Origin of the sequence: Bradyrhizobium sp. SSBR45G (assembly GCF_030159255.1) — a bacterium.
In the GTDB taxonomy this organism is placed as follows: Bacteria; Pseudomonadota; Alphaproteobacteria; order Rhizobiales; family Xanthobacteraceae; genus Bradyrhizobium.
This window is the reverse complement of record NZ_BSCT01000050.1, coordinates 1-24,299: the sequence shown is the minus strand read 5'-3', so window position 1 is coordinate 24,299 and position 24,299 is coordinate 1. Positions and strand designations below refer to the sequence as shown.

The 24,299-nt window shown below is 65.8% G+C and carries 18 protein-coding genes, 1 tRNA gene and 1 pseudogene; 5 read left to right on the top strand and 15 right to left on the bottom strand.

All coding sequences use genetic code 11. The features are described 5' to 3' along the window. Window positions 1-394: 394 nt before the first annotated feature. The 8 genes from QQL87_RS34130 to QQL87_RS34095 all read right to left on the bottom strand — a co-directional run bounded on the left by QQL87_RS34130 (window position 395) and on the right by QQL87_RS34095 (window position 9,935). Window positions 395-1,372 (bottom strand): ABC transporter ATP-binding protein, encoded by a 978-nt coding sequence (locus tag QQL87_RS34130; RefSeq protein WP_284423532.1) that lies wholly within the window; start codon window positions 1,370-1,372, stop codon window positions 395-397. Continuing rightward, window positions 1,369-2,358: an ABC transporter ATP-binding protein gene (locus QQL87_RS34125; RefSeq protein ID WP_284423531.1), complete on the bottom strand. Its 990-nt coding sequence runs from the start codon at window positions 2,356-2,358 to the stop codon at window positions 1,369-1,371. Before QQL87_RS34125 ends, QQL87_RS34130 begins: the two co-directional genes overlap by 4 nt. A 343-nt stretch (window positions 2,359-2,701) precedes the next feature. Next, window positions 2,702-3,619, bottom strand: a complete 918-nt coding sequence (locus QQL87_RS34120; RefSeq protein WP_284423530.1) for an ABC transporter permease — start codon at window positions 3,617-3,619, stop codon at window positions 2,702-2,704. After that, a complete protein-coding gene (locus QQL87_RS34115; protein WP_284423529.1) occupies window positions 3,616-4,557 on the bottom strand; it encodes an ABC transporter permease in 942 nt (313 codons plus the stop codon). Before QQL87_RS34115 ends, QQL87_RS34120 begins: the two co-directional genes overlap by 4 nt. Before the next feature lie 14 nt (window positions 4,558-4,571). Further along, on the bottom strand, window positions 4,572-6,176 hold the full coding sequence (locus QQL87_RS34110) for an ABC transporter substrate-binding protein (protein WP_284423528.1): 1,605 nt from the start codon (window positions 6,174-6,176) through the stop codon (window positions 4,572-4,574). 307 nt (window positions 6,177-6,483) lie between these two features. Further along, window positions 6,484-7,440: an N-carbamoyl-D-amino-acid hydrolase gene (locus QQL87_RS34105; RefSeq protein ID WP_284423527.1), complete on the bottom strand. Its 957-nt coding sequence runs from the start codon at window positions 7,438-7,440 to the stop codon at window positions 6,484-6,486. Window positions 7,441-7,513: 73 nt separating this feature from the next. Continuing rightward, the gene (locus tag QQL87_RS34100; protein WP_284423526.1) at window positions 7,514-9,043 is read right to left on the bottom strand and encodes an aldehyde dehydrogenase family protein; all 1,530 of its coding nucleotides are present in this window, start codon (window positions 9,041-9,043) and stop codon (window positions 7,514-7,516) included. Between the two features lie 10 nt (window positions 9,044-9,053). Further along, window positions 9,054-9,935, bottom strand: coding sequence for an NAD(P)-dependent oxidoreductase (locus tag QQL87_RS34095; RefSeq protein ID WP_284423525.1), 882 nt, complete (start codon window positions 9,933-9,935; stop codon window positions 9,054-9,056). Window positions 9,936-10,047: 112 nt separating this feature from the next. On the opposite strand from QQL87_RS34095, the gene QQL87_RS34090 reads away from it, so the two are divergent. Together QQL87_RS34090 and QQL87_RS34085 are read left to right on the top strand one after the other, a co-directional pair. Continuing rightward, the gene (locus QQL87_RS34090; protein WP_284423524.1) at window positions 10,048-11,004 is read left to right on the top strand and encodes a LysR family transcriptional regulator; all 957 of its coding nucleotides are present in this window, start codon (window positions 10,048-10,050) and stop codon (window positions 11,002-11,004) included. Window positions 11,005-11,091: 87 nt separating this feature from the next. After that, entirely contained in the window at window positions 11,092-11,415 is a 324-nt protein-coding gene (locus QQL87_RS34085; RefSeq protein ID WP_284423523.1) for a hypothetical protein, read from the top strand. 181 nt (window positions 11,416-11,596) lie between these two features. On the opposite strand, the gene QQL87_RS34080 is transcribed toward QQL87_RS34085, so the two are convergent. Next, window positions 11,597-13,657, bottom strand: coding sequence for an autotransporter domain-containing protein (locus QQL87_RS34080; RefSeq protein ID WP_284423522.1), 2,061 nt, complete (start codon window positions 13,655-13,657; stop codon window positions 11,597-11,599). A 189-nt stretch (window positions 13,658-13,846) separates the two neighbouring features. Here QQL87_RS34080 and QQL87_RS34075 point away from each other — a divergent pair, with 189 nt between their 5' ends. After that, on the top strand, window positions 13,847-14,380 hold the full coding sequence (locus tag QQL87_RS34075; protein ID WP_284423521.1) for a MarR family winged helix-turn-helix transcriptional regulator: 534 nt from the start codon (window positions 13,847-13,849) through the stop codon (window positions 14,378-14,380). On the opposite strand, the pseudogene QQL87_RS34070 reads toward QQL87_RS34075, so the two are convergent. Then, window positions 14,346-14,708 (bottom strand): annotated as a pseudogene (locus QQL87_RS34070) (transposase); the annotation flags it as partial. The gene QQL87_RS34075 and the pseudogene QQL87_RS34070 overlap by 35 nt on opposite strands. A gap of 224 nt (window positions 14,709-14,932) precedes the next feature. Here QQL87_RS34070 and QQL87_RS34065 point away from each other — a divergent pair. Further along, the gene (locus QQL87_RS34065) at window positions 14,933-15,205 is read left to right on the top strand and encodes a hypothetical protein (RefSeq protein ID WP_284423520.1); all 273 of its coding nucleotides are present in this window, start codon (window positions 14,933-14,935) and stop codon (window positions 15,203-15,205) included. 145 nt (window positions 15,206-15,350) lie between these two features. On the opposite strand, the gene QQL87_RS34060 is transcribed toward QQL87_RS34065, so the two are convergent. From QQL87_RS34060 to QQL87_RS34050, 3 genes are all read right to left on the bottom strand, one after another. Beyond that, window positions 15,351-15,424: transfer RNA gene (locus QQL87_RS34060), tRNA-Gly, on the bottom strand. Between the two features lie 426 nt (window positions 15,425-15,850). Continuing rightward, window positions 15,851-16,462 carry a TMEM175 family protein gene (locus QQL87_RS34055; protein ID WP_284423519.1) on the bottom strand — a complete coding sequence of 204 codons (612 nt, stop codon included), beginning with the start codon at window positions 16,460-16,462 and terminating at the stop codon, window positions 15,851-15,853. Between the two features lie 204 nt (window positions 16,463-16,666). Next, on the bottom strand, window positions 16,667-17,608 hold the full coding sequence (locus QQL87_RS34050; protein ID WP_284423518.1) for a hypothetical protein: 942 nt from the start codon (window positions 17,606-17,608) through the stop codon (window positions 16,667-16,669). A 304-nt stretch (window positions 17,609-17,912) separates the two neighbouring features. On the opposite strand from QQL87_RS34050, the gene QQL87_RS34045 reads away from it, so the two are divergent. Further along, window positions 17,913-19,796: an acyltransferase family protein gene (locus tag QQL87_RS34045; RefSeq protein WP_284423517.1), complete on the top strand. Its 1,884-nt coding sequence runs from the start codon at window positions 17,913-17,915 to the stop codon at window positions 19,794-19,796. A 22-nt stretch (window positions 19,797-19,818) separates the two neighbouring features. On the opposite strand, the gene QQL87_RS34040 is transcribed toward QQL87_RS34045, so the two are convergent. Continuing rightward, entirely contained in the window at window positions 19,819-21,717 is a 1,899-nt protein-coding gene (locus QQL87_RS34040) for an acyltransferase family protein (protein ID WP_284423516.1), read from the bottom strand. Between the two features lie 260 nt (window positions 21,718-21,977). After that, window positions 21,978-23,882 carry an acyltransferase family protein gene (locus tag QQL87_RS34035; protein WP_284423515.1) on the bottom strand — a complete coding sequence of 635 codons (1,905 nt, stop codon included), beginning with the start codon at window positions 23,880-23,882 and terminating at the stop codon, window positions 21,978-21,980. Window positions 23,883-24,299 lie beyond the last annotated feature (417 nt).

Sequence of the window (24,299 nt, the reverse complement as noted above, 5' to 3'; positions counted from 1 at the left end):
CGATGGGTCGCAGGCGGGGCACGCGCGCTGCGCCGTCGTCTCGCCAGAGCCTCACAGCCTCCACAAACTCCGCCGTCATCCCTGCGCACGCAGGGATCCATAACCACAAGGCGACGCCGTGACACGCGATGGCCGGGCTTGCGCAAGCCAACGGCCGTCACGGCGTCTGAGTCCCGGGTCAGCGCCGCCGCCGCTTCGCGCTGTCGCGGCTTGCCCAGGACGACAGCGGAGGGGGCGAGAGAGCGGAGACGCAGATCTGTGGCCGCGTCGTCGCCTCGTAGCCCGGATGAGCGCAGCGACATCCGGGGTCTCCGACACAGTTCGTGAGATCCCGCATGTCGCTGGCGCCGCCGCGCGTCCCGCGCGCCGGCTGTCGCTCATGCGGGCTACGCAACTACGTGGCATTCTCCAGATGACACGCCACCCACTGGTCCTCGTCCTTGAGCCTGAGCTCCGGCACCTCGCTGCGGCAGCGGTCGAACGCGAGCGGGCAGCGGGTGTTGAAGCGGCAGCCCTTCGGCGGGTTGACCGGGCTCGGGACGTCGCCCTTGAGGATGATGGGGGTGCGCTCGGCGCCGGGTTCGGGGATCGGCACGGCTGAGAGCAATGCCTTGGTGTAGGGATGGCCCGGCGAGGCGAAGATCTGGCGGCGCGGGGCGAGCTCGACGATCTTGCCGAGATACATCACGGCGACGCGGTGGGTCATGTGCTCGACGATGGCGAGGTCGTGGCTGATGAACAGCAGCGCCAGGCCGAACTCGCGCTGCAGGTCCTGCAGCAGGTTGACGATCTGCGCCTTGACGGAGACGTCGAGCGCGGACACCGCCTCGTCGCAGACGATGAGGTCGGGCTTGGCGGCGAGCGCGCGGGCAATGCCGATGCGCTGGCGCTGGCCGCCGGAGAATTCATGCGGGCGGCGGTTCACCGCGTCGCGCGGCAGCCGCACGATCTCCATCAGCTCGGCAATGCGCCCATCGCGCTCGGCCTTGTCCTTGGCGAGGCCGAAATTGTTGATCGGCTCGGCCAGGATGTCGCGGATCCGCATCCGCGGATTGAGGCTGGAGAACGGATCCTGGAACACGACCTGGACGCGGCGGCGCATCTCGCGCAGGCTGCCCGGGCCGAGATCGTCGATGCGCTTGCCGTCGAGCACGATCTGGCCGGCGGTGATGTCGAACAGCCTGAGGATGGCGCGGCCGACGGTGGACTTGCCGCAGCCGGATTCGCCGACCAGCGACAGCGTTTCGCCCTTCGCGATCTCGAACGAAACGCCGTCGACGGCGTGCACCCGGCTTTTGCTGCGGCCAAACAGGCCGCTGCGGATTGGAAAATGCTTCTTGAGGTCGTTGACCTGCAGCAGCGGAGCGCTCATGCGGCGGCCTGCTCCTTGGCGGCGAAATGACAGGCGGCGACGTGGCGCGGCGCCTTCTCCTCCAGCCCCGGCGCATATTGCCGGCAGACATCGGTGGCGAGCGCGCAGCGGCCGGCGAACACGCAGCCCTCGATGCGCTGCTTCAGGTCCGGCACCTGGCCGGGAATCTCCGCAAGACGCTTCGTCTCGCCCGTCAGCGACGAGCCGAGCTTGGGCAGCGCACCGAGCAGCCCTTGCGTGTAGGGATGGCGCGGCGACCGGAACAGCTCCTTCACGGGCGCTTCCTCGACCTTGCGGCCGGCATACATCACCATCACCCGCTCGGCGACTTCGGCGACGACGCCGAGATCATGGGTGATCAGGATGATCGCGGCGCCGACGCGCTGCTTCAGTTCCAGCATCAGCTTGAGGATCTGCGCCTGGATGGTGACGTCGAGCGCGGTGGTCGGCTCGTCGGCAATCAGGAGCTTTGGATTGCAGGCCAGCGCCATCGCGATCATCACGCGCTGGCGCATGCCGCCGGAGAGTTGATGCGGATATTCGCGCACCCGCCGTGCGGGCTCGGGGATGCCAACGAGCGTCAGCATCTCGACCGCACGCGCCTCCGCCTGCGCCTGGTCGAGCCCCTGATGCAACCGCAGGGTCTCGCCGATCTGGCGGCCGACCGTCAGCACCGGGTTGAGGCTCGTCATCGGCTCCTGGAAGATCATCGAGATGTCGTTGCCGCGCAACGCACGCATCTCGCGGTCGGAGAGAGTCAAAATGTCCCGGCCCTCGAGCTTGATCGAGCCCGCGATCTTGCCGGGCGGCTCCGGGATCAGCCGCATCATCGACATCGAGGTGACTGACTTGCCGCAGCCGGATTCGCCGACGATGGCCAGCGTCTCGCCGGGATTGACGTAGAACGACACGCCGTCGACGGCGCGGTTGATGCCTGTGGGCGTGCGGAAATGGACCTGGAGATTCTCGACCTCGAGCAACGGCATCAGGTCAGCTCCTGGCCGCGGTGTGGGGCCGCATGCGGTGACACAGGGGCCTCATGGTTCGAGACGCGCCGCGCGTTCAGACTGCGCGTGATCACAATCAGCTCGGCGCGGCGCTCCTCACCATGAGGGTCAAAAGTCGAGGCGGCACCGCACACCGGACCATGAACACGCCAAGAGGCGTGTTCATGGAGAGGGTTTGGTTTCGCATCTGGCGCCACACATCGCGTGTGAGCAGCGCCGCCATGGGCAGCGCTCTCACCCCTCACCCTGAGGAGCCCGCCAAAGGCGGGCGTCTCGAAGGGCGAGGCCCCGATCCGGACCACATGGCTCGAAATCACGCCGCTCATGGGCTCTTCGCCATGCGCGGGTCGAGCGCGTCGCGGAGGCCGTCGCCGACGAGGTTGACGGCGAGCACGGTGACCGAGAGGAACGCGGCCGGGAAGAACACGATGTAGGGCTTGACCTGCCACAGCGCGCGGCCCTCGGCCATGATGTTGCCCCAGGACGGGATCGTCGGCGGCGTGCCGGCGCCGATGAAGGAGAGGATGGCCTCGGTGATCATGGCGCTGGCGCAGATGTAGGTGGCCTGCACCAGCATCGGCGCCATCGTGTTGGGCAGGATGTGGCGCAGGATCACCATCGGCGTGCGCGTGCCCGAGGCGACGGCACCGTCGACATAGGGCTGCTCGCGCAGGGACAGCACGACGCCGCGCACCAGGCGCGCGACGCGTGGAATTTCCGCAACGGTGATGGCGAGGATGACGTTGCCGACGCTGCCGCGCGTCAGCGCCATCAGCGCCACCGCGAGCAATATCGGCGGGATCGACATCAGCCCGTCCATGCAGCGCATCAGGACGCCATCGGCCCAGCGCACGAAACCGGCGACGAGGCCGATGGTCAGCCCGATCAGCGAGGCGAACAGCGCCACCGCCAGCCCCACCGTGAGCGACACGCGGGTGCCATAGAGCACGCGGGAATAGATGTCGCGGCCCAGCGCATCGGTGCCGAACCAGAAATCGGCCGAGGGCAGCCGCGTGCGCTTGGCCGGCGCGATCGCGGTGGGATCGACGGTGAACAGGAACGGCGCTGACACGCCGATGATGACGAGCAGCAGCAACAGCGCGCCGCCGATCGCGACCGTCGGATGGTTGCGCAGGAAGCCGATGGCGCCGCGCCGGATTTTTGGCGCCGCCATCAGATCCGGCAGGCGAGGCGCGATGACGAGGCCGGGCGGCGGAGACGTTGTGGTCGTGGCGGTCAATAGCGGATCCTCGGGTCGACCAGGGTGTAGGTGATGTCGATCAGGAGATTGACGAGCACGTAGACGAAGCTGAACAAGAGCACGATGCCCTGGATCACCGGATAGTCACGACGCAGGATCGCGTCGATGGTGAGCCGCCCAAGCCCTGGAATCGCAAACACGCTCTCGGTGACCACGGCGCCGCCGATCAGCAGCGCGATGCCGATGCCGACCACGGTGACGATCGGCACCGCCGCATTCTTCAGCGCGTGGATGAACAGGATGCCGCCCTGCCCGAGCCCCTTGGCGCGCGCGGTGCGGATATAGTCCTGCTGCAGCACTTCGAGCATCGCGGCGCGGGTGATGCGCGCGATCAGCGCGATGTAGACGCAGCCGAGCGCGACCGCCGGCAGGATCAAATTCTGCAGCCACGGCCAGAACCCTTGCGCCAGCGGCGTGTAGCCCTGCACCGGCAGCCAATCGAGCTGCAGCGCGAACACATAAGCGAGAATGTAGCCGACCACGAACACCGGCACCGAGAAGCCGAACACGGCGAACGCCATGATGGTGCGGTCGATCCAGGTGCCGGCCTTCCACGCCGCGATGACGCCGAGCGGCACCGCGATGAAGATGGTGAGGAACAGCGTCACCATCATCAGCGACAAGGTCGGCTCGATGCGCTGGGCGATCATCGCCGCCACCGGAAGATTGGTGAAGATCGATGTCCCGAGATCGAAGTGCAAGAGGCGCCACACCCAGCTGCCGAACTGGACCAGGAAGGGCTGGTCCAGTCCGAGATTGGCTCGGATGCGCTCGACGTCGGCCGGGCTCGCCTGGTCGCCGGCGATGACAACGGCCGGGTCGCCCGGCGCGATGTACAGCAGGCTGAAGACGAACAGCGCGACGATCGCCATCACCGGCAACGTCGAAAGGACTCGTCGGAGCGCATAAGCGAGCATATGGAATCAGTGCCTTATGCGGTCTTCGACACGCCCCAGAACAGCGGGATCGGCCCCTTGGCCACGCCGGAGACGGTCTTGCGCCACGCGGTGTAGCCGAGGAAGAAGCCGGTCGGTGCGAACACCACGTCGTCGATCGCCGCCTTGTTGATGCGCCCCGCGACCACCTTCTCCTCGTCGAGCGACTTGGCATTGAACCAGTTGGTGACCTCGGTCTCGACCGCCGGGCTGTCCGGCCAGCCGAACCAGGCCTTGTCGCCATTGGCGCGCAGCGCGTTGTAGGCGGCCGGGTTGATGCAATCGGCGCCGGCGTGCCAGGTGTGGAACATGTGCCAGCCGCCTTGCGCGGGCGGCGTCTTCAGGGCGCGGCGGGCGCCGACCGTGCCCCAGTCGGTGGCGACGAAATCGACGGTCATGCCGAGCTTCTTCAAGAGGTCGGCGGTGACGTCGCCGAACGCCTTGGTGATCGGCTGGTCCTGCGCGACGACGCAGGTGATCGGCTCGCCCTTGTAGCCGGCTTCCTCCAGCAGCTTCTTGGCCGCCGCGATGTCGCGCTTGCCCTTGAGGATGTCGCCGCCTTCCTCGGTATAGAGCGGCGTGCCGGGCGTGAACACGCCGGGCAGCGGCTTCCACAGCGAGTTGTCGTCGCCGACCAGCGCGCGCATGTAGTCCTCCTGGCTCATCGCCATCAGGATCGCGCGCCGCGCCTTCACGTTGTTGAACGGCGCATGCAGATGGTTGATGCGGAAGGCGCCGACATTGCCGAGCGGATCGCCGATGTCGACGCCGATGTTCTTGTTGCCCTTCAGCACCGGCACGAGATCGGTGATCGGGTTTTCCCACCAGTCGACCTCGCCGTTCTGCAGCGCCGCCGCAGCGGTCGCCGGATCCGGCATGATCACCCATTCGACGCGATCGATCAGCACCTGCTTGCCGCCGGCGAGCCACACCGGCTTCTCCTGGCGCGGCACGTAGTCGGTGAACTTCTCGAACACGGCCTTTGCACCCGGCACCCATTCGCTCTTGGCGAATTTGAACGGGCCGGAGCCGATGTATTCCGACATCTGCTTGAACGGATCGGTCTGCGCGATGCGCTCGGGCATGATGAAGGCGCAGGGCGCATTGCCCTTGCCGAGCGCGAACAGCATCTTCGGATAAGGCTGCTTCAGCACCCATTTGAAGGTCTTGTCATCGACCGCCGTGAGCTCGTTCTGAATAGCCTTCAGCATCAGGCCCATCGGATCGCGCGCCGACCAGCGCGTCAGGCTGGCGACGACGTCCTTGGCCAGCACCGGCGAGCCGTCATGGAATTTCAGGCCGGGACGCAGCTTGAAGGTCCAGGTCAGGCCGTCGGAGGAGACCTCCTCGGACTCGACCATCTGGCGCTGCGGCACGAACTGGTCGTCGATGCCGTACAGCGTGTCCCACACCATCGCCGCCGCATTGCGCACGACATATTGCGTGCCCCAGATCGGATCGAAATTGGCGAGATTGGCCTGCGGCACAAAGCGCAGCGTCTTTGCCGATGCGCCTTGCGCGATGGCCGGCGCCGCGAAGCCGCCGGTCAGGGCGAGGCCGCTCGCGCCCGCCAATCCCTTCAATACCGTTCTGCGATCCATGTTCTCTCCTGATGCAACTTGCCCAAAGTTCAATTGCCGAAATTGTAAGCAAGGCCCATGCCATGCGCGCGGAGCGCATTCATTTGAACGCAAATGAGGCACCCTGCGCAAGAGCCCTGCTCTCGCCGCTCGTCATTCCGGGGCGCGCTGCGCAGCGGCGCGAGCCCGGAATCCATAGCCACAGACCGTCGTGTGGGGGACGGAGGTGGTGACATCTCGTCTCAACGACATCGGCCTGTGGTTATGGATTCCGGGCTCATCGCTGCGCGATGCCCCGGAATGACGGAGGATAGAGAGGCGCCGCGCATCACCCTTTCCGCACCGGCGAACCATCCGCCATCAGCCGCTCGCCCTTGCGTTCGACGATCATGCGGTAGGCCTGGGGTTGGCGATGGACGTCGAAATTGAAGATCGTCTGCTTGTAGGAGTTGCACAGATCGAGGTCGCAGCGCGCCAGCGCGATCTCGTCGCCCTTGGTGGCGCAGGCGGCCACGATCTCGCCCGAGGGTGCGATGATGCAGCTGCCGGCGATGTGATCGACGCCCTCCTCGATGCCGCCCTTGGCCACGCCGATGACCCAAGTGCCGTTCTGATAGGCACCCGACTGCATCACGAGGCGATTGTGGAACAGCGAGAGGTCGTCATGCTCCGGCGCGGGCGGATTGTGCACCGGCGTATTGTAGCCGATCAGCACCATCTCGACGCCCTGCAGGCCCATTACCCGATAGGTCTCGGGCCAGCGGCGATCGTTGCAGATCGCCATGCCGATGACGCCGCCGAACGCATTGGCCACACCAAAATTCCGGCCCGGCTCGAAATAGCGTTTTTCCAGATGCTGGAACTTGCGCCACGGCTCGTGCTCGGCATGCCCCGGCAGATGCACCTTGCGATACTTCGAGACGATGCGCGCGTCCTTGTCGACGAGAATGGCGGTGTTGTAGCGGTGCACGACGCCGTCTTCGACCGTGAGCTCGGCATAGCCGAGCGAGAAGCCGATGCGCAGCTCCTTCGCCAGTGCGAACAGCGCCTGCGTTTCCGGCCCCGGCATCTCGCGCTCGAAATAGCTGTCGATCTCGGCCTGATCGGCCATGTACCAACGCGGGAAGAAGGTCGTCAGTGCGAGCTCGGGATAGACGATGAGATCGCAAGCCTGGGCGTGCGCCTGGCGCATCAGGGCCATCAGCCGCGCGACGACCGCGGGCCGCGCATCGCTCTTGGCGATGGGGCCGAGCTGACCAATGGCGACGTTGACGAAGCGCGGCATGAGTCTGTTCCTTATTCCGGAACTATGTTGTTCGCGGGCTGCGCTGCTCCTGCACTCATCATGCCATGCCGGCTCAATCGCGCAAGCCCGGCGCATAGCCGAAGGCCACGGCCGGCTCGGCCGCGGTCTCGACCCACACGCTCTTCACCTGCGTATATTCGTACAAGGCCTCGACACCGGAGGAGCGGCCATGGCCGCTGTTGTTGTAGCCACCGAAGGGCGAGGCGACGTTGATGGTCTTGTAGGAGTTGATCCAGAACGTGCCGGCCTTCACGCTCGCCGCAACGCGATGTGCGCGCGCGACGTCCTTCGTCCACACCGCCCCGGCGAGGCCGAACTCGCTGTCATTGGCGATCGCGATCGCCTCCTCCTCGGTCTCGAAGCGGATCGCGGCGACGACGGGGCCGAATACTTCCTTGCGCGCAATGCCCATGCTGTTGGTGACGTTCTTCAGCACGGTCGGCCTGACGAAATAGCCGCCGTCTTCTGCCGTGCCATTTGCACCGGCGACGATCTCGGCGCCCTCGGCCGCGCCCTCGCGGATCAGCGACAGCACGTGATCATATTGTTTGGCGTTGTTGATCGGACCGATCTCGGTCTCGGCCGACAGCGGATCGCCGCATCTGATCTTGGCCGCGCCCTGCGCAACGAGATCGACGAAGCGGTCGTACACCGCGCTCTGCACCAGCAGACGCGAGCCGGCGACGCAGCTCTGCCCGGCACCGCCGAAGATCGCGGCCTGCGCGCCCACGGCGGCACGCTCGAGGTCGGCATCGGCAAACACGATGTTGGCCGACTTGCCGCCGAGCTCGAGCACCGACGGCACCAAGCGCCGCGCCGCCGCCTCGCCGATCAGCCGCCCCGTGGGCACGGAGCCAACGAACACGACCTTCTTCACCGCGGGCTGGCTCAGCGCCGCCTGCCCCGTGCTGTGGCCAAAGCCGGCGAGCACATTGACGACGCCCTTCGGCAGCCCTGCGCCTTCGGAGATGACCGCAAGCGCCAGCGACGTCAGCGGCGTCAGCTCCGAAGGCTTGAGAATGACGGCATTGCCCATGCTGATGGCGGGCGCGATCTGCCAGCCGGCGGTGAAGACCGGCGCGTTCCACGGCGTGATCTGCAGCACCACGCCCATCGGCTCGCGGCGCGTGTAGTTGAGATGGCTCGACGGCACCGGAATGACGTCGCCGTGGAATTTGTCGGCCCAGCCCGCATAGTACTCGAACATCTCCGCGACCTTGGCGACCTCGCCCCTGGTGTCGCGGATCGGCTTGCCGGCGGCGAGCGACTCCAGCTGCGCGAGCGGCTCGGCATGGGCGAGGATCGCGCGCGCGATCGCCTGCATGATGCGGCCGCAGCCTGCGGCCGTGACCTTCGCCCACGCCGCCTGCCCTTTGACCGCAGCCGCCGCAGCCTTGGCCGCGACGTCGGCGCCCGCATCCGTGTAGGTGAACAGCACTTTGCCGGTTGCCGGATCGTTCACCGAGACAGTCGCGCCATCGCCGATGACGAGTTCGCCGCCGACATGCGAGCCGATGATCTCGAACTGAGGCCAGAACGGCAACATCGCTGCGCGCAGGCGGGGATCGATGAAATGGGTCATGGCTGCACGCTTACGGCTTGGCGATCGGGCCGAGCTGCAGCTCGACGATGCGGTTGAAATCCTCGGGGTCCGCAATGCGAGCGGCACTCTCCGCCCAGACGCGCGCGGTGTCGGCTGCGATCGGCAGCGCGAGGCCGAGCTCGCCGATGAACTGCGCCGCGAGCCTGACATCCTTGCGCATCAGCTGCATCGTGAAGCCTGAGTCGAACGCGCCGTTGAGAATCCAGTTGGGCACATTGATCTGCGTCACGCCCGACCGGCCGGAGCCGGCATTGAGCCCTTCGAGCAGCCGCTCGGCATCGACGCCGGCCGCACCGGCGATGCGCAGCGCTTCCGCCGCCGTCAGCAGATGCGCGGCGCACAGGAGATTGTTGACGATCTTGGCGACGTTGCCGGCGCCAACGCCGCCGACATGCACGCGCTTGGCGCTCATGCGCTCTAGCACCGGCATGACGCGGGCGAGATCATCGTCGTCGGCGCCGATCACCATGGTCATGGTGCCGCTCGCCGCGCCTTTCGGCCCGCCGCTGACCGGCGCATCGACGAAGCCCATGCCGCGCGCCTTGAGGAGACCTGCCATCCGGCGCGAGGTCTCCGGATGCGAGGTCGAGGTGTCGACGATGACGACGCCTGCGCGCGCATGCGCCAGGATGCCGCCGGCGCCTTCGATAACATCAGCGACGATCTCGGCGGTCGGCAGCGACAGGATCACGATGTCGGCGGCGGCCACGACCGCGCCGATGCCGTCCGTGATCGCGATGCCCGCGGCGGCCAGCGCCGCGCGTGTCGCTTCAACGGCGTCATAGCCGGTGACAGCAAAGCCCGCACCCTTGAGCGTCAGGGCCATGCCCCGCCCCATATTGCCAAGTCCGATGATGCCGACCGCGGTCACGTGGCCTCCTGTTGCGATTGCCCGGAAAGCGTAACAGCCTCGTTTTGCGGCAGACATCAGCAGGCCGCCGCGCTAGTGTTGACCTGACGTCAACGCTTCCGGGACCCCGCCCGTGACCGCCGCCCTGCTCGACCACCACCGACTGCACTACCTCCACGAGGCCATTCGGCTTGGCTCGGTGCGCGCGGCCGCGGAGGCGCTCGACATCAATGCCTCGGTGATCAGTCGGCAGATCGCGCTTTTGGAGAAGGAGCTCGGCCTGACGCTGGTGGAGCGGCTGAGCCGCGGCATCCGTGCCACCGAGGCCGGCGCGCTGCTGGTCGAGCGCTTCCGGCACTGGCAGGCCGACCAGGCCGACACGGTCGCCAAACTTCGCGAGCTTGTGGGACTGAAGCGCGGCCATGTCGACATCGTGCTCGGCGAAGGTTTCGTCAGCGACCTGATGTCGGGCCCGCTCGGCCGGTTCTGGCAGCGCCACCCGGACCTGACGATGTCATTCGATCTCGCCGGCACCAATGACGTCGTCAACGCCGTCGCCGACGACCGCTACCACATCGGCCTCGTGTTCAACCCGAGTGCCGATCCACGCATCCGCGTCGCCACCGCGAGCCGGCAACCGCTGTGCGCGATTTTGCCGCCGGATCACGCGCTGGCGCGCCTCGGCCGCTCCTTGCGGCTGCGCGAGCTCGCCGATCATCCGCTCGGCCTGATGCACCCGAGCTACGGCACGCGGCAGATCGTGGCGCTGGCGGAAGCCTCCGAGCACATTGCGCTCGCGCCGAAGCTCACCACCAGCTCGATCAACGTGCTCCGACATTTCGTCAAGAGCGGCCTCGGCCTGACGCTGCTCCCCGCGTTCTCCATCGCCGCCGATCTCGCCGACGGCTCGCTCAAAGCCACCACGATCGACAACCGCCTGCTGTCATCGAGCGAAGCCTGCGTCATCACCCGCCGCGGCCGCGAGCTGCCGCATGCCGCGAGTCAACTGCTGCGCTTTCTCAGCGGCCAGATGCGGGCGTTCAGGGTTGGGGACACGGAGGGCACGGCCAGGGCGCGTGCGAGCCGTTAGTCGGCGGCGGCGAGCCGACACCAGCCGTTTTCTCTTGCCCTCGCGCTTCGATCGCAATTGAATGCTGCCACGTCAGGAACGATCGTCATGTACAGAACCCTCGCAGTCGTACTCAGCCTGTGGGCCACCACCGCGGCGCAGGCTGAAACCTGCCAACTCATCGGCAACCAGGTCCATTGCGACAATGGCCTGTTCGGGCAGCGCCTCGGCAACACCACCTATTGGAATGACGGCTCCTCGTCGCAACAGGTCGGACGCTTCACCCACAACAGCGACGGCACCAGCTCGCAGCAGATCGGCGACCACAGCTATTCCAGCGACGGCAGCTCATCGCGGACGGTCGGCAACACCACCTACTTCAGCGATGGTACGTCTTGCCGACGGATCGCACAGCAGATCCATTGCTACTAGGCGGACGAAGCGTCGCAACACCGACGCTTCTCACGATGGGGATCAAGGACCTTGCCGCGGAAGAAGGTCCTCATCTCGAGGAGCCCGCCGAAGGCGGGCGTCTCGAAGGATGTCCACGAAAACCCAGCCTCTTTCATCATATGCGATAGCACCGCCCCTAGCGATCTCCAAGAGACTCCGCTCAGAAAGCCACCTTCACCCCTCCGCTCACGCCATAGTCGTAGCCGCCGGATCGACCAAAAGTGCCGACCGCCGTCATACTGGCGCTGACGTTGCTGGTGATCGCTGCCGCAAGGCCGGCCACGACTTTTCCGTAAGTCGCGTTGCGTCCATCGATCGGCGTCAGCACAGGCAACAGCGGAGTGCTGGCCTGGGTCGTGATCAGGGTGCGCGCAGAGCCGATGAAGTCGTGCTCGGCGGTCACATTCACGAACGGACTATACACGCTGCCACTCATCACGAACGGTGCACGAAACTGCACGCCGGCGCTGCCGGTGAGGCTTTGCAGGTTCTGCCGGTCGACCATGTTGGTCAGCAGGAAGTCGCCGGTTTCGGTGTAGGCCGCGATGTGAGCCGTCGTGTAGGACAGCCCGCCGATCGGGCCGACGCGCAACGCGCCGACATCCCAGAGATAGCTGCCCCTCGCCGCAACCGTAAAGGTATCGGCATGGGTCGAGCCGCGGATGATGTCGATGACGCCCTGGCGATCGGTGGCAATAGCCTGGCGGCCATAGGCGATCAGCGCGTCCGCGAACCAGTTGGCGTGGGTGTAGGAGGCGTAGCCGCCGATCTGATAGGCGTCGATCTTTTCATGGGCGTCCTGCACGCCCAGATTGACGTTCGGCTGCGCGTAGCTGAACAGTCCGCCGACGATCAGATCGGGCGAGATCCTGTAGTCCAACCCGATCCGGCCGCCGATCGAATTGTAGTTGTAGTTCGAGAAAAATGCCTGGGCGTCGCGAGTTCCCCCGGCATAGGCGACATCACCGTAGACCGACCATGGACTTCGGCTGGCGACCGGCGCCGCCTTCGCCGGCATGTCCGCCGCCATCGCGTTCATCGCAGCGCCTGGGCCATAGAAGCTGCGATAGCCGTCGAGATGACCGAACACCGAGCTGGTGAAGCCAGTAGCAATCGACATGGCCACATCGCCCTGCGGGGCGACCGTGAGTGGCGCGTCAATCTGGTTGGTCTGGTAGCGCCCGATCAACGCGAAGCCGGCGGTCGTAAAATGGAGGCCGTCATACGACAAGAATTGGTTTTGCGTCGTTACAGAACCATTGAGGCAAGAGGGCACCAACGTGCACGCCTCCGTGACATTGGTGAAGCCGTAGAGGGCCGGGTTGGCGACCACCCGCTGCGTCATGGCACCAAGGTCGAAGAAGAAGATGCGGACACCGGAACGCGCGAGCTGCGCCAAGCTCGCCTCCTCCATTTGCGTCAACGTGCTTTGGAAGTAGTGAATATTGGCATCGCCCTTGGCGATCGGCAGATAGGAAAGATCTCCGACGGAAAGAATTGCTATGTTGCGTGCGCCCGCGCCGACGAGTTGCTGAACGTCCGACAGGATGTTGGCGGTTGTCACCCCGGCCGCCGCGTTCATCTGCGCTTGTGTGATCGCCGGATTGAACATGATCGGCAGGCTGTCATTGCCTCCCGCCGTCGTGATGTCGACGAGGTCGCGCGAACCAAAGCGGCCCCCGGCCGCCAGGAAGGCCCGGATTTCTGTGGCAGTGCCAGGCAGCACCGGAGTGGGCGCAAACAAATTGGTTACATTCGTATCGCCACTCATTGCGCCGCCGGTTGCGTAGTTGGCAACCGATGAGGTGGCGAGACCATAATGATATTGGAGAGCGTCGGCCATCGACAGCCCTGAGCTAAAGCGACCCGTAGGATAGAGCGCATTGGCCCCCTGCGCCCGCGCCGCATTTCCCCAGTCGGCGTAGCTATCGCCGAACACCGTCAGGCTCGTAAACTGACTTGTCACCTTGGGGCCGAACAGGCCTTGCACCGACGGATTTTGCTGAATGTAGGCATACACGTCCGGGCTCGGAACGATAGCGATTGGGGTATAGGTCTGCGCCGAAGCGCTGGCCAAGCCGCAGATCGTTCCAACCGCAACGCCAGCCGCGGCAGCCCCCCAGCTGCGCGCTGCAACGCGGGCCCACCTGGCTTGCCGTCGATGCTCTGTCTTCTTCCCCTGAGCCGCCGTCGACTTGTCGTGTCCAACAAGATTGAGCATTGTTCCTCCCCCAAAGAACTGTCAGCATTTGTTGCAGCCGACATTGTGCGATAATGTTCAGAAAAAGAATTGTTCACGTCAAGAACAATCTTGGTGAATTGAGTTGGCGTCGCGCTTCAGCGATGAGTTGAGCTGGCGCCGCGATTCAGCGATGGTGTGGCTTGGACGCATCAAATGATGAGAACGAACTTGGCGAATCAAACCAAACGCCGCGTGGCCCGGATGCCCGGCCCCAAGGCGGTACCCGGTCGGGACATAGAAGCGCCAACGGCGCACGAGATCGGCAAGCGGCGGCCGGAGGTCCGTCTCGACGGACTGACGAGCCTTGCCGGCTATTTGATTCGGCAGGCCCAGCTCTGGGTGTTCGCGGACTTCAACACGACGCTTGCACCGCTCGACATTCGCCCCGCGCAATATTCGATGCTGGTGGTGATCCGGGACAATCCCGGACTGTCGCAAATGGCGCTATCGGAGGTGCTGGGCATCAGCCGTTCCGGGATCATTCCGCCGCTTGATGAGCTTCAGTCGCGGAAGCTGCTCAAGCGGACAGCGGCATCAGACCGGCGCACCCATGCCTTGCGGCTTACCACGGAGGGCAAGGCGCTGCTCGCCCATGCCGACAGCCTTGTCCAGCAGCATGAGCAACGGCTCATGGATAAGGTCGGCGCCCGCGGCCATCAGCAGTTGCTCAATGTCTTGGAGGTTTTCGGGCGGGATAGCTAGTACCCGGAATCATATGACCGTTGAAGGACCGCTGTCGAACCTTCTTCTTGGTCGACGCGAACGGTTCAGCTCTGTCGTTGTAGGCGTCGACGTAGGCATTGATGCGCTGCTCAAGCTGCTTGAGGCTTGTGAATGAGGCGCCGCTCAACGACTGGCCTTGTAGAACCGAAGACCACACCTCGACCTGGTTGATCCAGGACGCGCTCGTGGGCGTGAAGTGAAATTTCACGTTGGGATGGGCGTCGAGCCATTCCTCATTGTTCGTATGTGTGCTGAGGTTGTCGAGAATGACGTGAAGCTCGATATTCGGGAATGATGCGGCTACGCTAAGGGAATTGAACCCCTCGTATTCAGCTTGGAAGTCACGAAATTTCGCAATCCACGCAAGGGCGATTCCGATTTTGCAGCCCTCCGGACGACAGCCTTGACGGCGGTTTTTCATGGGAGCGCGGCCCTTACGAAAAAGAAGGTCTGTCCTGCCGCGACGGACGTTTCGAACGTCGACCCAACGATCTCGCTGTGGTCTGCGAGGCGAAAACCGCGGATGGCCATGTGCTATCGCGTGTCATGTGCGCGGTCGGCTATTGCTCGCATCAATTCCGCTCGAGCGATATCGCCTACTGGCTGCATTACGATCGCAACGACTTCTCGAAATGGCGGGCGTTCGAGACGGAGACTGTCGCCTATATCGACCGCGCTGCACGCGGCGAATTGCGCGACGTGCTCAAGGACCGCAAATGCTCGATCACACGCCGCTGCCCGGAAGACGCTTGGCTCGACAATCCCGGAACGGCGAACAGCCTTCCGCCCCCCCCCCCGCCGTGAAAAGGTCGTCGGCAAATGATGGCGAATCTTCATCACGATGACGAGGAGAGGCAGGACGCAAAGATGACGGGGATCAAGCAGGCGGCCAGAAAGTGAACCCTTGTCGGAATGAAAACCAACAAGCTCACTAAATAGCTGAAATCATTGGAGCGGGTGAAGGGAATCGAACCCTCGTATTCAGCTTGGAAGGCTGCTGCTCTACCATTGAGCTACACCCGCATCGCGGCCGTTCCCTAACATGGTCCGTGGCGGGTCTCAACCTCTTCGGGGTGGTGTTGGAGGCGCGACGGCTAGGCGGGCCCAGGATCGAGCGACTTCGGATCCTGGGCGCTTTCACCGAGATCCCCGGGCGTCCCACGGTTGCAGCGCAGCAGCGAGCCATGCCGGAACCCGGGTTCCGTAGTCGGCCCCCCTATCCTCGCGCCGCGGCCGGCCCTATATTCGGGGTCCCATCAACAAGGAAAGGAGGTGATCCAGTGTCTTTCTCCAAGCGCTGTCACCTCGCTGGGATCGCCCGCTGAGTGACTTTCGCGCGTGATTCGGATCGAATCACGCTCCGCGGCTCGGCATACGGGGCGGTCTTGGCCCTGGACCAGCGAGTTCAAGATCGGAAGCGCGGCGGGCATGACGTGCCCGCCGCGTTTTTTATGCGCGCGAGGCCGGCTCGACCGGCGGCGGCACCGGCGGCGGGCGGACGAAGCGCCGTGCGATCAGCCCGCCGAAACCGAGCATCCAGAAATACTGGACGTATTCCGGCGCCAGCGCCGCGATCACGACGCCCGGCACGAACACGACGACGGGAAAGATCGCGCCGACGATCTCGGCATGGCGCCCGCCCCCGATCGCGAGCCACCACAGCACGGCGTTCAGGGACGCGATGATGGTCAGATGCAGGCCATAGAGCACGGCCACCGCGCTCGAGAGCCGGTAGTTGCCATAGAGGCTGTTGGTCACCGGCAGGAGTACGATCGACAGCAGGAAGAACAGGTTCAGCATCACGACGGCCCGGCTGCCGAATGGCTGCCGCGCCAGCCGCCGTTGATGGCTGATCCAGAACACGCCGGCGATGATGAAGCTGAGCACGAGGCCGGCCAGCCGGCCCGAATAGATATGCGCCAGCTCCGTCCAGCCGGGCAGCTGGGCGAAGTTCGGCTTCGGCAGGTCATAGGCTAGCAGCGTCATCGCCACACCGAAGATGGTGTTGGACAGCGATTCCAGCCGGCGCATCTCGAACAGGTCGGATTGGGGTTCGGTCATTTCAGATCGGAGGCAACGCACGCATGCGGGTGAGGTCGGGTCCGATCTATAGCAGGTCTTTCCAGGGCAGGTCTTTCCAGGGCAGGTCTTTCCAGGGCAGGTCTTTCCAGGGCAGGTCTTGGACGCCGCCCGGCTCCAGCCGATGACGGCGCCGTCAGCGCCGCCGCGTCATGTCTGCAGCCGTCGCCGCCCCACTGTCAGCCTTCACCGGCAGATATAGATGTGGCCGTCGAAGCCGCGATAGCTGTGGGTGGTCGGATTGTAGCTGCGGAACTGCATGCAGCTCGGCATCGCCGCGGTGCGCAGCCGCGGCCTGTCTTCGACTTGCGGCCGGGCCGCGACCGGCGTGCCCGTGTTTGCGGGCCTCGCCATCACGATCATCGACCGGATCGCCGACATCGCGGTGGGCCTGCCGGCGGCCTTCGTCGCATCCTTCGTCGCATCCTTGGGCAGCTCGGCCTGGCCGCCCTTGGCGGTGGGCTCTCTGGCGGACGGCTCCTTGGCGGCCGCATCCTTGACCGCGACGACCGCAGTCCTGACGGCCGACGATTTGCTCGTAGCCGTCTTGCCATCCGCAGAGTTGCTCGCTGCGCTGCCGGTCGAAGTCGGCCTGCTGGACGCGGTCGCGACCGGCTTGTTCGCGCGCGTCTTGCTCATGGACGACGGCAGGCTCATCGGAGGCTTCGTCGTCACCATCTTGCTCACCGAAGGCTTGCCGCTCGATGCCTTGGTGACGGACGATTGGGGGGCTTTCGCGGGATCGAGAGCACCGGCCTTGCGAACCGTCTCGGGCTTCTCGGCGGCAGCGGCCTGCGTCGGCTCGGCAGGCGGGGCGGAGACGACGGCCGTCGTCTCGCTCGCCAAAGGCTTTGCGTCGGCCGCGGACGCCTGTCCCGGGGCGGCAGGCTTGGCGTCCGTCGACGCCGTCTTGTCGTCGGCCGCGGCCTTGTCCTCGGCCACCGGAGCCTCGGCCGGCTTCTTGATCAGCTTCTTGCAGTCGAGCGGAAACACCAGCTCGCCCGATGCGGTGAGACCGATCGGCTCGCATCCGCCGAACGGGCCACTGCTCTCCTTCGTTGCGTCGCTGGCCACCGCGGCGGGCGCCGAGGCCCCCGCCTCCGCCGCTTGCGCAAGCGGCGCAGTCAATGCAACCTGAAATAGAACAACACCCCACAACAAGCCGGCTCGGCCGGTCTTCCGCCCCAATGTACGCATGACACGCTCGCTCGACCCATCAACTCCGGCGAGGCCAACACGTCATTGAGGCAAGTCTGTGAAGCCGAACCCCACGAGCTACCAGGAAATGTCGATTCAATGGCATTGTGTCCTGTCCGCACGAATGCAATGGCGTGCCGCATTGCGGTTGCAATCGGCGCGTGCCAGGGTCGCGCCGCGCGCTGGCCGCCCGGCAGGTGACGACAGCCGCTGCCAGCCGTTCGGACCCGTCATCTTGAGTTCAACCGATTATCGTCCCGATATCGACTGCCTGCGCGCCTTCGCAGTCCTGTCGGTGATCGCGTTCCACGACGACATCTCGCCGTTCCGCAGCGGCTATGTCGGCGTGGACGTGTTCTTCGTCATCTCCGGCTTCCTGATCACGCGGATCATCCATGACGAGGCGCGCGCCGGCACGTTCTCGTTCGCGGCATTCTACCGGCGGCGCGCCCGGCGCATCCTGCCGGCGGCCTTCGCCATGCTGTGCACCACCCTGCTCGGCGCCAGCGTGATCCTGCTGCCGCAGGACACGGTGTCCGCCGCGCAGCAGGCGCTGGCCGTGCTCACCTTCTCCTCGAACATCCTGTTCTGGGCGCAGCAGGGCTATTTCGATGCCGCTGGGATCACCAAGCCGCTGCTCCACACCTGGTCGCTGGGCGTCGAAGAGCAATATTATCTGCTGTTCCCCGCCCTGGCGCTGGCCGTCTTCGCGTTGCGGCGTTGGCAGATGCTGGCGAGCCTGCTTGCGGTCTGCGCGATCTCGTTCCTGCTCTGCGTGGTCCAGACCCGGCTGCAGCCGGCGGCGGCGTTCTATCTGCTGCCGGCGCGCGCCTGGCAACTGGGGCTCGGCGCGCTGCTGGCGGTGGAGGCCGTTCCGGCGCTGCGCAGCCAGAAGCTCAGAATCGGCGCGGCCGCCTTCGGCTGGATCGCGCTCGGCGCCTCGGTCAACCTGTTCTCGCCGCGCACGCCCTACCCCGGCGTGGCTGCGCTGCTGCCCTGCCTCGGCACGGCGGCCGTGATCTGGGCGCAGCCGGCGCCGAGCAAGGCCGTGCTCGTTCTGGTCAGGCCGCTGCTCGCGATCGGGCTGTGGTCCTACTCGCTCTATCTCTGGCACTGGCCGGTGGTCTCGTTCGCGACCGCGATCTGGGGTCCGCCGAGCTCGGCGATGGACAAGCTCGCGCTGCTCGGCGCTTGCACGACGCTGGCGCTGGCGAGCTTCTACCTGATCGAGCAGCCGGCCCGCCGCGCCGATTGGCCCATGACGGCGCGCGCGCTCGCGGCGACCGGCGCGACGGCACTGGCGGCCAGCGCAGTCATGATCTCGCTGTCCGGCTTCCCGGCACGCCTGTCGGCGCAGCAGCAGGCCATCGCCGACATGATCGGCTACGACCACAAGAGCATCTATGAGGAGGGCCGCTGCTTCCTGGATCCAGGCCAGGCCCTCGAAGCGCTGCAATCCGACTGCCTCGCGAAGGGCACCGCGCCCAACATCCTGCTGTGGGGCGACAGCCATGCCGCGCACCTCATCTACGGGCTCAAGCGCGCGCTGCCTCAGACCACGCTGCTGCGCGCGACCATGGCCCAATGCGTCCCCTATGACGAGCCGGGCCAGTCGGCCGGCTGCACGGCCTTCAATCGCCGGCTGCCCGGCGTGGTAGGCGATCTCCACCCCGACATCGTGATCCTGTCCGGCAACTGGACCCGCACAGCGCTGACGCCGGCCGGGCGCGCGAGCCTGCTGGGCACGATCAGGACCATCACGGCGGCCGGGAGCAAGGTCGTCGTGATCGGACCAAGCCCCCAATTCGATCGTCCGCTGCCGCACCTGCTGGTCGCTGCGCAGCGCTTCGGCGTCCCGACCCGCGGCCACATGCCAAGCCTGTTCCACGAGGTCGACGCGCTGCTGCGCGCGATGCTGAAGGACCTGCCGCAGACGGACTATGTCTCGCTGCTGGCGCTGCTCTGCCCCGGGGATGATTGCGTGCTGCAGACCTCAGACGCCACGCCGCTCGCCTGGGACGCAGGTCATTTCACGGCCCAGGGCTCCGAGCTTGCGGCTTCCGGGATCGTCGAACAATCGCCGATCCTGGCCGCCGCGCTTGCGCGCAAGCGCGAATGAGCCAAGCTCAGCCCGATCGCAACTAATCGTCGGCGAGGAACGCCGCGAAGATCGGAGCGGCGCGCTCGCCCATGCGCTGGGCGCCCGCCACCGTGAAATGCCCGGCATCCTGGAACAGCCAGACGCCGTCCTGGACGACCGGACAATCCTGGTCGCAATAGACCTCGGACGGTCTCAGCAAGGTCACCCTGGCCATCGGCCTGATCGCCTCGCTCAGGACAGCATCGATGGTGGCGTTGGCCGCGACGGCCTCGCTCTTGGGCACCGCATCGCACGGTGTGGCCGGCGCGTGCCAGCGCGGGCCCGGCAGCATGCGCAGCGGATCGAAGGCGCAGTTCACGGGCCGGACCTGGCCGCCGATGACGAGGAAATGCCGGCCCGGCCGGTCGAGCAGGCGAATGGTTTCGGCCAGATGTTGGGCCACCTCGGCGTTGCGGGCTCGCGCCTGCGGCCCCTCCCCGAGATCGAGATAATGCTGCCAGGCCTGCCCGATGACGACGAACTCGGCCTGCGACTTCTGAATCCGCGGCAGCTCGCTGTCGCGCAGCTCCGCGCACACCTGCGCGCGCGGGCCTTCCGCGGTCAGGCCTGCGAGCGTCGGGCAGCCGCTCATGGTCGAGACGTGACCGATCATGCCGCGCAGCTTCAACGAGTCGTCGAGCGCCGCGACATATTGCTGGACATAGGAATCGCCGAGCAGCTCGACGCCGCGCGTGCCCGCGAGATCGCCGAACGCGCACATCCGGCCGAACACCTGGCCGCATTTGTTCAGGCCGAAGCCCTGCAGCTGGAACAGCGCGCGCTGCTCCTCCGGCAGCCGCGAGATGACGCCATTGGCCCGGAACGTCACATGGGTCAGGCCGGCGCCGACCAGGAGCACGGTGGCAAAGCTCGCCACCTGCGCAACACGCGGCCAGGGCAGCCGCCGCAGCGGCTGCTCGACGACCGCGAACATCAGCGTCGCCAGCGCGGCCATCAGCACCAGCTGCGACGCCAGACCTGCGCCGGTCTGTGCGGCATCGCCAAACAGGAAGCGGGCGAAGAAGATCACCGGCCAATGGATGAGATAGAGCGAATAGGAGACGATGCCGACGGCGCGCACCGGGCGGGCCATCAGCAGCGATGTCGGCGCATTGGCGGCGATGATGGTCGCGGCGGCGATGCAGGGTAGCAGCGCGGCAATGCCTGCATAAGACGGATAACGGCCGATGACGAGAAGGCTGCCGATCAGGATGACGTCGCCGCACGCGGCCACCGTCGCGCGGGCGCGCGGCAAGCGCGCGAGGCGCGCTTCGAGCGGAATGGCGAGCGCGCCGAGGACGAATTCGAACACCCGGAACGGCGTCAGGAAGAACACCGCCTCCGGATCGTGCGGCAGCCAGAGGGCCGCTGCAGCCAGCGACACCAGCCCGATCGCGGCGATGAGGCGGAACACGTGCCGGCCGGCGGCGGCCCACATCAGCAGCAGCGGCGCCAGCAGATAGAACTGCACCTCGAGCGACAGCGACCACAGATGCAGCAGCGGCAATTGCTCCGCGGTCGGCGCGAAATAGGCGCTCGCCTCGCGCCAATACTGGATGTTCGCGATCGAGAGCAGCCCGTGCGTCGCCTCCTTGGCGAGCTGGCGCAAGGCTTCGGGCGACAGGAACAGCCAGCCGACCGCGAAGGTCAGCGCGATCGTCGTGACCAGCGCCGGCAGGATGCGCCGCGCCCGCCGCAAGTAGAACTCCGACAGCACGAAGCGCCCCGCCCTGACGTCACGCAAGATCTGGCCGGTGATGAGATAGCCGGAGATCACGAAGAAGATGTCGACGCCGGCAAAGCCGGCCTCGAAGCCGGTGATCTTGAGATGGAACAGGATGACGATGACGACGGCGATCGCCCTGAGGGCATCGATGTCAGCACGATGACTGCGTTCCAATGGCGTCCACCCCGCGTCGTCTTCAAGACCGACGAGATGCGCAGACACGAATGGCAACAGCAGGAAACAGTGATGGCGTCATCTGACCCATCTGATGACGCCGGTCAGGCGGTCGCGTGGCCGCGCCCAGGAATGGTCAAGGTCTCGCGCAGCCCGTCATGCGCGAACGCATGATCCGGAGACGTGGAAGCCGGATTTCCGGATCATGCTCAGACAATCAGAGGAGAGCATGATGCGCTTCCGCCGAAACGCATCAGGCTCTAATGCATCAGCGTTTCGGAGAGAAACCGGGATATCAGCGCCGCAGCGCGCTGGCCCATCAGCTTTGCACCTGCAACGGTGAAATGGCCGGCATCGAGAAACAGCCAGACCCCGTCCCGTCGCACGACAGGACAATCCTCGTCGCAATACAGCTCGGCCGGCCGCAGCAGCACGACGTTGCGTCGCGCGCCCACCGCAGATTCGAGCAGGTTGTCGATCACAGCGGCATCCGCGCGCGCCTTGGCCGGGTCCAGGGGAGCACATCGCGCCGGCGGCGCATGCCACAACGGACCGGGCTGCATCCGCACGGAATCGAAGCTGCATGCCGTTGGCCTGACCTGACCGCCGATGATGAGGAAGCGGCGTCCGGGACGATCGAGCAGGCGAAGCAAAGCTTGCAGGCCATCGCGAACCTCGCTCGCCTTGCTCTCGTCCGGCCCGTCGGCACCATCGAGATACAGGTGCCAGGCCTGGCCGATGACGACGACATCAGCCGCTGACTCGCTGACGCGGGCCACCTCGCGCTCCCGCAGGGCCAGGCACTCGGCCACCCGGGGCGGGCGAGGCGCGACGCCGATGAGCATCGGACAGCCGCCAACCGTCGACGTCATGCCGCTGATGTCACGGGCCTTGAGGTGGTCGTCCAACGCGGCAACGTATTGCTGAACGTAGGAGTCGCCAAGCATCTCCAGCCTGCGCGGGCCGGCGGCGGCGCCGAACCGGCAGGTGTCGCCCGCACGATCGCAGGGGTTCATGCCGAAGCGCTGCACCTCGAGCCGCGCGCGCTGCTCGGCCGGAAGTCGCCACGCCACGCCGTCCGCCCGCAACGTCGCATGCGTCGCGGCCGCGCACAGGCCGATCGTTGCCGCGAAGACCGTCGCCTGCATCCAGGGCGCGGCCTCGACGCGGCGGACGGGCTGCTCGACGCAGAGGAACATGGCCGTGGCCAGCACCGCCATGATCAGCAATTGCGCGATCACGCCTGCGAGGCTGCCGGCCTGCTCTCCGAAGATGAAGTTCGCGAAGTAGATCACCGGCCAGTGCACGAGGTACAGCGAGTATGACGAACGTCCGATCGCCAGCACGCCCTGGTTGGCGAACAGGGGCGTCGGCCGATTCGCCGCGATGATGGCGGCCGTTGCGAGGCTGGGCGCGAGAGCGCCGAGCCCGGCGTCACGCTGGAAGCGCTCGATCACCAGAAGGCTCGCGAACAGCACGGCGTAACCGCCCCACGCGGCAAGCGTCCGGATCCGCGGCCACGGCGCAATGCGCCGTTCCAGCGCGATGGCCAGCGCGCCGAGGCTGAATTCGAACACCCGGAACGGCGTCAGAAAGAACACGGCCTCCGGATCTTTCGGCAGCCAGATGATCGCTGCTGCGAGCGACAACAGTCCCGTCAGCGCGATGCAAGTGAACACATGACGCGTCCGGCTGAGCAGCACGAGGACCAGAGGCGAGACGAGGTAGAACTGCTCCTCCGCCGACAGCGACCACAGGTGCAACAGCCCGAGTTGATCCGCGCTCGGCGCGAAATACTGGTTGGCCTCGCGCCAATATTGCACGTTGGCGATCGACAACAACCCGTGCGTCGCCTCCTTGGCGAGCTGGCGCAACGCGTCCGGCGGCAGCCACAGCCAGCCGACGGCGAACGCCAGCATGATCGTGACGATGAGCGCAGGCAGAATACGGCGAGCCCTGCGCGCATAGAATGCAGCGAACGAAAACACACCGCGCGTAGTATCGCGCAGGATATGTCCGGTGATCAGATAGCCCGAGATGACGAAGAAGATGTCGACCCCGGCAAAGCCACCACCAAAGCCGCGAACCTTCAGGTGGAACAGAACAACAATGCAGACGGCGATCGCCCTGAGGCCATCGATGTCCGCCCGATAATCTCGCACCAACTCGATCCACCTCGCCGCTGTATGCTGCGGGCGATACCTGCAGACATGGATGGCAGCAATTGGAAACAGTTATGACATCATAAAACCATCGCAGGTTGGCGACCGTGCGTTGCGCGCACCGCGATCTACACGCAACTAACAGCTTTGGCCCGCCTCGCTTGCATCCGACATCGTTGATTGTCGATCACGCTGACAATGGCCATGCCGCCGATCGAACATCGGTGCGGCGAACTTCACTGCTGACAGGATTGAGAAGGCTGCGGGATCGGTGGCGTCTGCAGGGGGCTCAGGGACTGAGCCGCCCAACACGGCTCACCAACGGAGCCAGGCCGACCGCGATTCTTTCACACACCAGGGATGGTGCAGGGCTATCGCATGTGGCCGAGGAGTTCGAAAAGGAAGGCATCGTTCCAGCCG

Excerpts from the sequence above, each read along its gene's own strand:
- QQL87_RS34130 (WP_284423532.1), bottom strand. The coding sequence starts at position 1,372 with ATGAGCGCTCCGCTGCTGCAGGTCAACGACCTCAAGAAGCATTTTCCA.
- QQL87_RS34125 (WP_284423531.1), bottom strand. The coding sequence starts at position 2,358 with ATGCCGTTGCTCGAGGTCGAGAATCTCCAGGTCCATTTCCGCACGCCC.
- QQL87_RS34115 (WP_284423529.1), bottom strand. The coding sequence starts at position 4,557 with ATGCTCGCTTATGCGCTCCGACGAGTCCTTTCGACGTTGCCGGTGATG.
- QQL87_RS34110 (WP_284423528.1), bottom strand. The coding sequence starts at position 6,176 with ATGGATCGCAGAACGGTATTGAAGGGATTGGCGGGCGCGAGCGGCCTC.
- QQL87_RS34105 (WP_284423527.1), bottom strand. The coding sequence starts at position 7,440 with ATGCCGCGCTTCGTCAACGTCGCCATTGGTCAGCTCGGCCCCATCGCC.
- QQL87_RS34100 (WP_284423526.1), bottom strand. The coding sequence starts at position 9,043 with ATGACCCATTTCATCGATCCCCGCCTGCGCGCAGCGATGTTGCCGTTC.
- QQL87_RS34085 (WP_284423523.1), top strand. The coding sequence starts at position 11,092 with ATGTACAGAACCCTCGCAGTCGTACTCAGCCTGTGGGCCACCACCGCG.
- QQL87_RS34080 (WP_284423522.1), bottom strand. The coding sequence starts at position 13,657 with ATGCTCAATCTTGTTGGACACGACAAGTCGACGGCGGCTCAGGGGAAG.
- QQL87_RS34055 (WP_284423519.1), bottom strand. The coding sequence starts at position 16,462 with ATGACCGAACCCCAATCCGACCTGTTCGAGATGCGCCGGCTGGAATCG.